This is a genomic window from Desulfonatronospira sp., assembly GCA_003563255.1.
Classification (GTDB): Bacteria; Desulfobacterota; Desulfovibrionia; order Desulfovibrionales; family Desulfonatronovibrionaceae; genus Desulfonatronospira.
On the sequence record PWSL01000032.1, the window covers coordinates 1 to 6,506 of the forward strand.

Genomic DNA, 6,506 nt, shown 5'->3' on the forward strand with positions numbered 1-6,506 from the left:
CCCAAGTACGACACCCGGGCCGACTGGGAGATACTCTGCGGCCTGTCCCAGAAAATGGGTCTGGATAAGCTGGCTTTTGAATCCATCGAAGACATCTGGCGCTACCAGCTTGCGGATACCGGGGTAAAACCTGAGGACTTCAAGGCCACCGGCATGGTATCTCTAACTGACAAGCCCATCTATTTTCCCAGGGAGCAGTTCAAGTTCAAGACCGCCTCGGGAAAAATTGAAATAATCGCCCCCAAATGGGAAGAGGCAGGCATTCCTTCTCTTAAGCCGTATGAGGACAAACAGGCTCCCAAGAAGGGCTGGTTCAGGATCACCTTCGGTCGCTGCGGCGTACATACCCAGGGTCATACCCAGAATAATCCAATCCTGCATGAGCAGATGCCCGAGAACGAACTCTGGATCAACGACAAAAAAGCCGCGGAAATGGGCATAAGCAACAATGACTTAGTCAAGGTCAGCGGCTCCAACGGTTATTCAGGCAAGATCAAGGCTTATGTGACGGAATTTATGCATCCGGACGCGGTATTCATGGTCCACGGCTTCGGAAGTGACGTCCCGGCGGAAACCAGGGCCAGAAACAAGGGAGTTGCCGACCACCGGCTCATGAAAGGCGGCCTGGACATCTGGGATCCTGCCGGAGGTGCAGTGGCCCTGCAGGAACACTTTGTGAAGGTGGAAAAGGCCTGATTATTATCACTACAGCGGCCACTGGGGACAGCGGCCACCGGGGACCGGCCACCGGGGACAGGCACTTTTGCCGACCCTAAACCGTAAAACGGCCGGACTATCCGGCGGCAAAAGAGCCAGTCCCCTTCCAGCTTATTATTATCACTACAGCGGCCACCGGGGACAGGCACTTTTGCCGACCTCAAACCGTAAAACGGCCGGACTATCCGGCGGCAAAAGAGCCAGTCCCGTGCCACATGCAAGAAGCTGGTATCCAGGAATACTGCCAGGAGTTTTTGAGGGGCCGGTTCAGGCATCCCCCTGAATGGTTACCGGAAAAGTACCCCCGAAAAAAACTGGATGTAAAAGAATCCATACGCAATACATATAAGCCCGGACAGTCTGTCCGGGCTTATCTGCTTGATTATATTTAATATTTTTGTTCAGCCGGATTTGGCTGGATTTGTTGATGGTGCCGAAGGGGGGATTCGAACCCCCACGGGCGGTGCCCACTACCCCCTCAAGATAGCGTGTCTACCTGTTCCACCACTTCGGCTTTGAAAAGAAGAGAATAGCCCTACAACGACACTAATTTAACACTACAGCGACACTTTGTGAAAATATCGCCTAGGCCACCGGGGACAGGCACTTTTGCCGACCTCAAACCGTAAAACGGCCGGACTATCCGGCGGCAAAAGAGCCAGTCCCCTTCCAGCTAAAATATAGTGTCGCTGTAGTGTTAACAAGTAACCCATTTTCTAAGTGTCGTTGTATGATTGATAAAAAGTAACCATTCAGGGGGTCCTCGGTGATGACTAATGGCCGGTATCTCCCCCCTGAATGGTTACGAAAGAAAGGCTCATTTGCTGGAGATGGGATTCAAGCCTTCTCTGCCGCCTTCACTGTCTACTCTCATGCTCTGCAGAGGTGCATGATTAAATTCTTCTTCCTGCTGCACAATCGAGCTTGGTTCTGTAGAATGCTCTTTGGCGGTCATATAAGTAAACGTCAGCGAGGTACAGAAGAATATTATGGCCACCCCGACTGTGAGTTTGGCCAGGATGCCGCCCGCCCCGCCGCTGCCGAAAAGGCTTCCGCCGCCTCCTCCAAAAATGACTCCCATGCCCTGCTGGCCGGACTGCAGAAGTACCAGGACCACAAGGACAACACAGGATATAAGATGCAGGGTTACTATCAGTGTTTGCAAAAAACCACCTCCAAATATAATTAAGCAAGGACAATTTGTGAAAATTTTTCAGCGCTTAAGCTTGAACCACCTACCAGAACCCCGTCCACGTTGTCAAGCGATATTATGGAGGCGGTGTTGTCAGGCTTTACGCTTCCTCCATACAGAATTCTGATCTGTTCAGCCTGGTTTAAAATGGATTTAAGCTTATCCCTGACCAGGTTGTGGGCGTGCTCAATTTCTGGAGGACCGGCGGTTTCTCCGGTGCCTATAGCCCATACAGGCTCGTAGGCCACTGCAAGGTCTTCAGGGGATGTAGCTGAAGAGATGTGTTGCAGGCCCTGCTCCAACTGGCGGTGCAGAACACTTTGAACCTCTCCCTGCTTGCGCTCCTCAAGCGTCTCCCCGATGCACAGGATTACCTTGAGACCTTTTTTCAGTCCAAAGGCAACCTTGGATGCCAGAAAGCCATTTTTTTCACCTATAACATGCCTGCGCTCGGAATGCCCCACCAAGGCATAAGTGCATCCGGCATCCAGAAGCTGGTCCGGATTAATCTCCCCGGTAAAGGCCCCCTGTTCGGCCGGATAAAAATTCTGTCCCCCAAGGTAAAACCCTTCCTGCCGGGAAAGCATTTCGCTTACACCCCGCAGGGCGGTAAAAGGGGGGCATAGAAGCACTTCGCGGTCATCCGGGAGATCCTTTCTAACTGCTACCACCAGTTCTCTGGCGGTCTGACAGGCTTCCTCCCAGGTTTTGAACATCTTCCAATTGGCGGCCATGAGTTTTCTGGGCATTTTTATTTCCTTACTCCTGTTAATTGATGCACTCTTCAAGGGCCTTGAATCCGGGCAGAGTCTTGCCTTCGAGAAATTCCATGAAAGACCCGCCACCTGTGGATATAAAGCTGTACTTGTCCTGCAGCTTGAGTTCATGAATGAGGGCGTCGGTATCTCCTCCACCAACAATAGTAGTAGCCTGCAGTCCGGCTGCTATCTCGGCTATATTACGCGAACCCTGGGAAAAGGGGCGGTTTTCGAATGCCCCCATGGGACCGTTCCAGATTACTGTTTTGGCCCTGTGCAGGACCTCGGAAAACAGGGTGCAGGTAGCAGGACCGATATCCAGGGCCATCAGATGAGCAGGTATTCCCTGGAAAGGGCAGACACCCTCTCCGGATTCAGCGTCAGGACCTTGACCAAGCATGAAGTCCACAGGCAGGTAAAACTGCACGTTCATGTCCATGGCTTTCTGCATTATTTCCCTGGCTTTATCCAGCAGGTCGTCCTCTACCCTGGAAGTTCCCACGGAATACCCATTGGCTTTGATAAACGTATTGGCCATGGCCCCTCCGATGAGCATGGCATCAACCTTGTCCAGGAGGTTTTCCAGAACGCCCAGCTTGGAGGAAACCTTGGCCCCGCCGGCGATGAGCACAAAGGGCCTGGCCGGATCTCCGACTTTTGACAGGTACTCCCATTCCTTTTTCAGGAGAAGCCCGCCAAGACAGGAGGACATATGCCTGGTCACCCCGACCACTGAAGCATGCGCCCTGTGGCTTACACCAAAAGCGTCATTTACGTATACCTCACCCATGCGGGACAGCTCTTTGCTGAAATCATCGTCGTTTTTCTCCTCCCCGGGATGAAATCTCAGGTTTTCCAGCATCAGTACTCCGCCTGATTCAAGCCCGTTTACCATTTCCCGGGTCTGTTCTCCAATGCAGTCCGGAGCCAGTGGGATATTCATACCCAGGATGGATCCCAGCCTCTCGGCAACAGGGGCAAGGGACAGTTCCGGCATTTTCCGGCCCTTGGGTTTTCCAAGATGTGAGCAGAGCACCAGCCTGGCATTTTGCTTCATGGCATATTTCAGGGTAGGGATGGATGCCTGGATCCTGGTCTCGTCCTGTACCCGGCCGTCCTTGAGAGGAACATTGAAATCCACCCGTACCAGTATTGTTTTTCCTGACAAATCCATTCCATCGATAAACTTCATCGTGAACTCCTTGAAATATTAGTATGTTGGGGCCGTATGCCTGCGGGCTGGAAGCCATGCGACACTTAAAGCTCTGAACAGATGCTGAACTTCAGGGATCAATGTACAAACCTGAATCCGTGAAAACAGGTTCCAAAATTTGTCAAAAAGGCCGCAAAAACACACTCCAAGGCAGACTAGGCTTTGTCCGCGACCTTGCGCGGAAAAAGTGCCCCTTCGGGGCATCATCCGGTTAACCCTTGCAGGATGCTTTGAGCACGGGGACTGGCTCTCGGGGCATTTTTTTTTTCTAATCTGTTTCTTGTTTAATAAGAAAATAAGTGCCGGGGTGCCTGTCCCCACAAACATGCACTTGTTCCCAGGCTCCAGCCTGGGGACATTTTCTTGTTCCCAGGCTCCAGCCTGGGGACATCGCTTTTTTGTGGCTCCAGCCACTTTTATAAGAAGCGGCTGGTGCCGCAAGCACAAAGCGTTCCCAGGCTCCAGCCTGGGAACGAGAGGTAACCATGAACGAAGAACCTCGAACCGATTTTAACGACCAACATGTTGTTCCGAAATATGTGCTAAGCGCCTGACATTGGATAAACTACACGGATTCAGATACAAAATTAATTCTCAAGGTGCCTTTCGGCAATGGGTTCAGGCGAAATTTTTCTGTTATTAAAACATCATTGAGGAAAATTCAATACATAAGGGTTAGACCCCTGGCCACTGTTTTGGCTATGGAAATATTTTATTCGCAGGAATGGTTTCCTTTGATTTTGTTGGTTCTCAGGTAACCCTTCAGGGGGATGCCGAAACCGGCCCGGGGACAGTCCCCGCGACCTCTGTTCCTGCACAAATACACGAAAGTACAGACGCGAAGTTTTGTGAACCTGCACAATAATTACGTAGCGGAGGACAGTCACCAGGCCTGGTGCCGGTAATCAACACCCAGGACCCCCTGAATGTTTACGTTCTCAGCGGGGACGGGGATCAGGTTCTCCCCGCACATATTTTTCTGAAAGAAGACTGACGGGGTTGAAAAAATATGCGCGGAGAGAGCCAGTTGAAAGGGAGCAAGCAGTACTAAACTTTTTGACCCCTGACCACGTATACAGGGTCACTGACCCAGGTATGCCCGGTATGAGGGTCGTCCGCAGGACGCCACCAGTTGCGGATGCTGGTACTTTCCAGTTTTTCAAAGCTCTCAGCCTGCATCAAAAGGTCCAGAACAAAGCCGGTTCTCTCAAACTCGTGCAGTTCCTGCCAAAGGCGGACCACTTTGGGGGGAAACCAGCGGTTTGAAATACCCACCAGGAATATTCCTCCCGGACGAAGAACCCTGGCCACCTCGCGGGTAACGGCCAGGGGGCTGGTCAAGTACTCCACTGACAGGCTGCATAAAACTGCATCAAAGGAGTGATCCTCATAGGGCAGTTCCGGGTGGCGGTTCAAATCATGTACCACATGCGAGTTCAGGACAGGATTGACCTGCATCTCCTCTGCATTGAGCCCCAGTCCGGCTACCTTGACCTGCAGATTCTGCGGGATGTGGGATGCAACACTGCTCATGAGATCGAGCACCTCCATGTCAGGCCTGAGCTCCCGGGCATACTGTCCGGCCAGGAATTCCCGGGCCTGGGAATCAATATGGTCAATAAACCGTGGAGAAGTATAAAATCCGGTATCATCGGTGTCGTCGATTCTCTCAAAGGCGTAAGGAGAATAAAAATCTGTAGGTAAATGCCCCTGCCTGGCCTGCATACCAGGCCCACTTCCCAGGATTTCTTCCATCCAGTGATTCATTCTACCGCCGGTTTCACATTCCTTGGCCGCCAGGTCTTCCAGCCGCGCTCTGACTTCCAGCCTGTAATCCGACAAGGGATGTGCGCAGTCAGCCTTAAGCTCAGTATTGTCTTTATAAACTACTCGGCAGGGCCGCATATCAGCACTGAAAAATCCAGAACCTGAAAGCATGCCCCTGGGATAAAACCTGCCCCTGCAGGGCTGTACCGGCCTTCCTAAAAACTGGCGGCGCTGAAAGGTTTCCGGCCGTGTACTGATAATGTCCTTTCCGTTTCTGGCCGGAACGGCCTGCCCGGGATCACAGGTTATGAAAGCTTCTCCGCCAGCCGGCTGACCCAGCAAAGCCTCCTTAAGGTCTTCAGGGAAAATATCCCTCCAGATATTGGCCTTTCCGGCCATGAAAAACTCACGATGTACAGCCTCGGGGCTTTCCCAACTGATTTCAAAGGTAATGGCTGCCAGGCAATCATTGTCCAGTTTTTTCATCGTCTCCTTCTTTGCTCACCCTGAATTGGGTTCTGATGTTTAAACCGATGCACTTTACCCTGTTTTTACAAACCTGCTTTAAATGTTACTAAGGGGACAGGCAGGTACTCAAGAATAACTCATAAAGAGTATATAATTTTGATTATTAATACTGTTTATTCCAGTGTCAACCAGTTTACTTGCGGTAATGCGGGACCAAACCACTTCTATGGACAATTCAGCCGAAAAGTTCTAAAGTGGGCTATGCCCGCAACCCAAAGAAGAAGATTATTGAACCACAAAGACACGAAGGTCACTAAGCTTAAAACAGTAAGGAGGGTATTTTTTGAAAACCGGGCAACGGTTTTCAAAAAGGCTGCCTTTTCATTTGCCG

The 6,506-nt window shown here is 51.3% G+C and carries 6 protein-coding genes and 1 tRNA gene; 2 read left to right on the forward strand and 5 right to left on the reverse strand.

All coding sequences use genetic code 11. From position 1 onward, the window contains the following. A partial coding sequence (locus QZP87_RS00950) for a molybdopterin dinucleotide binding domain-containing protein (protein WP_291321053.1) occupies positions 1 to 696 on the forward strand: 696 nt, incomplete at its 5' end. 236 nt (positions 697 to 932) lie between these two features. Then, positions 933 to 1,109, forward strand: a complete 177-nt coding sequence (locus QZP87_RS00955; RefSeq protein WP_291321054.1) for a hypothetical protein — start codon at positions 933 to 935, stop codon at positions 1,107 to 1,109. A gap of 36 nt (positions 1,110 to 1,145) precedes the next feature. Here the strand turns inward: QZP87_RS00955 and QZP87_RS00960 are convergent. From QZP87_RS00960 to QZP87_RS00980, 5 genes are all read right to left on the reverse strand, one after another. After that, a tRNA-Leu gene (locus QZP87_RS00960) sits at positions 1,146 to 1,231 on the reverse strand. 303 nt (positions 1,232 to 1,534) lie between these two features. Beyond that, complete coding sequence (gene secG, locus QZP87_RS00965) at positions 1,535 to 1,882, reverse strand: preprotein translocase subunit SecG (protein WP_291321055.1); 348 nt, start codon at positions 1,880 to 1,882, stop codon at positions 1,535 to 1,537. Positions 1,883 to 1,902: 20 nt separating this feature from the next. Then, the gene (tpiA, locus tag QZP87_RS00970) at positions 1,903 to 2,658 is read right to left on the reverse strand and encodes a triose-phosphate isomerase (protein ID WP_291321056.1); all 756 of its coding nucleotides are present in this window, start codon (positions 2,656 to 2,658) and stop codon (positions 1,903 to 1,905) included. 19 nt (positions 2,659 to 2,677) lie between these two features. Further along, positions 2,678 to 3,859 carry a phosphoglycerate kinase gene (locus QZP87_RS00975; protein WP_291321057.1) on the reverse strand — a complete coding sequence of 394 codons (1,182 nt, stop codon included), beginning with the start codon at positions 3,857 to 3,859 and terminating at the stop codon, positions 2,678 to 2,680. Between the two features lie 1,068 nt (positions 3,860 to 4,927). After that, a complete protein-coding gene (locus QZP87_RS00980) occupies positions 4,928 to 6,133 on the reverse strand; it encodes a class I SAM-dependent methyltransferase (RefSeq protein ID WP_291321058.1) in 1,206 nt (401 codons plus the stop codon). Between the last annotated feature and the right edge of the window lie 373 nt (positions 6,134 to 6,506).

Coding starts and splice junctions, on each gene's coding strand:
- QZP87_RS00955 (WP_291321054.1), top strand. CDS start 933: ATGCAAGAAGCTGGTATCCAGGAATACTGCCAGGAGTTTTTGAGGGGC.
- tpiA (WP_291321056.1), bottom strand. CDS start 2,658: ATGCCCAGAAAACTCATGGCCGCCAATTGGAAGATGTTCAAAACCTGG.
- QZP87_RS00975 (WP_291321057.1), bottom strand. CDS start 3,859: ATGAAGTTTATCGATGGAATGGATTTGTCAGGAAAAACAATACTGGTA.
- QZP87_RS00980 (WP_291321058.1), bottom strand. CDS start 6,133: ATGAAAAAACTGGACAATGATTGCCTGGCAGCCATTACCTTTGAAATC.